The sequence below is a fragment of the Aeromicrobium sp. PFPM2_SD2 genome, assembly GCF_057364525.1.
The window spans coordinates 1-2,448 of sequence record NZ_JBNFNZ010000369.1 but is presented as its reverse complement, the minus strand read 5'-3'; the positions used below and the strand labels follow the sequence as shown (position 1 = coordinate 2,448).

Below are 2,448 nucleotides of genomic sequence, written 5' to 3'. Positions count from 1 at the left end.
GTCCGGCGGACCGGGTGCGGGCGCGCGTCCCGCCCCCGCGGGGTGCCCGCGGAGGCGTCCCGGCGCCGCCTCCGTAGGCTCGGGGCATGGAGTTCACCGGGTTCCCCGAGGCCGCGCTCGACTTCTACGACGCCTCGAGATGGACAACTCCAAGACGTTCTGGGACGCCCACAAGCAGGTGTACGACACGGCGGTCGCCGCGCCGATGCGGGCGCTCGTCGCGCAGCTGGAGCCGGAGTTCGGCCCGGCGCGGGTCTACCGCCCCTACCGCGACCTGCGCTTCAGCAAGGACAAGACGCCGTACAAGACGCACCAGGGCGCGTTCGTCGCGAACGGCCCGTCGACCGGCTACTACGTGCAGGTCGGGGCGCCCGGCGTGCGCGTCGGCGTCGGCTTCTACGACGCGTCGCCCGCCCGGCTGGCCAGCATCCGGGACGCGATGGCCGAGGAGCGGCGCGGCCAGGAGCTGCTGGACGTCATCGCGGCGCTGGAGGCCGACGGCTGGGAGCGGCACGGCGAGCGGGTCAAGACGTCGCCGCGCGGCTGGAGCGCCGACCACCCGCGCATCGACCTGCTGCGGCACAAGAGCCTGAGCATGAGCAAGGAGTACGGGTTCGCGCCGTTCATCCACACCGCCGAGCTCGTCGACCGGGTCCGCGCCGACTGGCGGGCCGGCGCCCCGCTGCTGGAGTGGGTGCTGCGGTACTCGCGCGGCTGAGCGGCAGACTGGCCCCATGACGCCGTTCTGGACCGCCGCCGAGACCCTGCACGCCCCGGTCTACTTCGACCGCGACGCGCTCGTCCGCTACAAGGAGCTGGGCCTCAAGGGCTTCTGGATGAGCTACTTCGCGTCCCGCTCGGCGGCGATGGGCGCGGCCTCCCCCGAGCTCGTGACGGCCACCTTCTACGGCTTCGCCCCGTCGCGGGTGCGCCGCGCGCTGCCCGACGCCTGGACGCACACGACGCCCGAGCAGGTGCTCGCCACCCGGCTCGACGTCGCCCGCGACGCGCCTGCGCGCCCTGGCCGGTGAGGACGTGTCCGGTCGCCGGCCTGCTGCAGGGCATGCTGAGCGGCCTCGACCTGTCCGGACGCCCGCTGGCCGCGGCCCACCTCTCGCTCGCGCCGCCCCGGAGGACGACCTGGGCCGGCTGTGGCACGCGGTCACCGTGCTGCGCGAGTACCACGGCGACTGCCACCTCGGCGTGCTGCTGGCCGCGGGCATCGACGGCGTCACCGCGAACGTCCTGGCGGTGCTGACCGGGCGCGCGCCGTCGACGCTGCAGCAGCTGCGGGCTGGGACGGACGACGCCTGGGCGCACGGCCTGGACCAGCTGCGGCTGCGCGGCTGGGCCGACGAGTGGGGCACGCTCAACGACACCGCCGCTCAGCCCGCGACGGCTGGAGGAGGCGACCGACCGGGTCGCGAACGCCGGCCTCGACGACGAGGCGAGGGCCCGCATGGCCCTCGCCACCGGGCCGCTCACCGAGCTGGCCCGCCTCGTCGCCGGGACCGGCGTGCTGCCGTACCCGAACCCGGTCGCGCCGCCGACCCGGACGTAGCCGCGGGTCAGGCGACCTCGACGTCCAGGACGACGTCGATGTTGCCGCGGGTCGCGTTGGAGTAGGGGCACACCTGGTGCGCCACCGCGACGGCCTTCTCCGCGTCCTCCTGCGAGACGCCGCCGAGCTCGACGTGCAGCGTCACGGTGAGGCCGAAGCCGCCCTCGCCGTTCGGGCCGATGCCCACGTCGGCCGTGACCGCGGCGTCGTTGATCGGGACGCCGTGCTGCTTGGCCGACGCCTTGAGCGCGGAGAGGAAGCACGCCGCGTAGCCCGAGGCGAACAGCTGCTCGGGGTTGGTCGCGCCGCCGGGGCCGCCCATCTCCTTCGGCACGGCGAGGTCGTGCTCGATCATCCCGTCGCTGCTGCGGACGTGACCGTTGCGGCCGTCGCCGGTCGCGGTGGACGAGGCGGTGTAGACGACGTCGGGCATGAGGACCTCCGAGGTGTAGGGTTACTAGTACGTCTACCTCGACTCAACCACGGCCCGGACGTCCGCACAACCCCGGAGGCGCCATGACCACCGCCGCACCCGCCCGCGAGCGCATCCTGGGCGCCGCGATGCACCGCTTCTACGCCGAGGGCATCCGCGCGGTCAGCGCCGACCGGCTGATCGCCGACGCCGAGGTCTCGAAGGTCACCTTCTACCGCCACTTCCGCAGCAAGGACGACCTGGTGGTGGCCTACCTGGAGCGGCTGGCCGCGGCCGAGCGGGCCGAGGTCGAGCGGCGCGTCGCGAGCGACTCCCCGGCGGGCGTCCTGCGCTGGTACGCCCGCTTCCTGGGCGAGGCCACCTGCTCCCCCGGCTTCCGCGGCTGCCCTTCATCAACGCGGCGGCCGAGCACGCCGATCCCACCCACCCGGCGCGCGTCGTCGTGGACGCGCAC

The 2,448-nt window shown here is 74.4% G+C and carries 4 protein-coding genes and 1 pseudogene; 4 read left to right on the top strand and 1 reads right to left on the bottom strand.

All coding sequences use genetic code 11. From position 1 onward, the window contains the following. From AC2W7G_RS13715 to AC2W7G_RS13705, 3 genes and pseudogenes are all read left to right on the top strand, one after another. Positions 1-718: DUF2461 domain-containing protein (locus AC2W7G_RS13715; protein ID WP_485868927.1), on the top strand; the 718-nt coding region annotated here is incomplete at its 5' end. Between the two features lie 16 nt (positions 719-734). Continuing rightward, positions 735-1,031, top strand: a complete 297-nt coding sequence (locus tag AC2W7G_RS13710; protein ID WP_485868926.1) for a helix-turn-helix domain-containing protein — start codon at positions 735-737, stop codon at positions 1,029-1,031. Between the two features lie 4 nt (positions 1,032-1,035). Further along, a pseudogene (locus tag AC2W7G_RS13705) lies at positions 1,036-1,326 on the top strand (helix-turn-helix domain-containing protein); the annotation flags it as partial. Positions 1,327-1,568: 242 nt separating this feature from the next. Here AC2W7G_RS13705 and AC2W7G_RS13700 read toward each other — a convergent pair. Continuing rightward, the gene (locus tag AC2W7G_RS13700) at positions 1,569-1,994 is read right to left on the bottom strand and encodes an organic hydroperoxide resistance protein (RefSeq protein WP_485868925.1); all 426 of its coding nucleotides are present in this window, start codon (positions 1,992-1,994) and stop codon (positions 1,569-1,571) included. Positions 1,995-2,077: 83 nt separating this feature from the next. Between AC2W7G_RS13700 and AC2W7G_RS13695 the strand changes: the two genes are divergently transcribed. Beyond that, on the top strand, positions 2,078-2,448 hold a 371-nt coding region (locus tag AC2W7G_RS13695), incomplete at its 3' end, for a TetR/AcrR family transcriptional regulator (protein ID WP_485868924.1).

Excerpts from the sequence above, each read along its gene's own strand:
- AC2W7G_RS13700 (WP_485868925.1), bottom strand. The coding sequence starts at position 1,994 with ATGCCCGACGTCGTCTACACCGCCTCGTCCACCGCGACCGGCGACGGC.
- AC2W7G_RS13710 (WP_485868926.1), top strand. The coding sequence starts at position 735 with ATGACGCCGTTCTGGACCGCCGCCGAGACCCTGCACGCCCCGGTCTAC.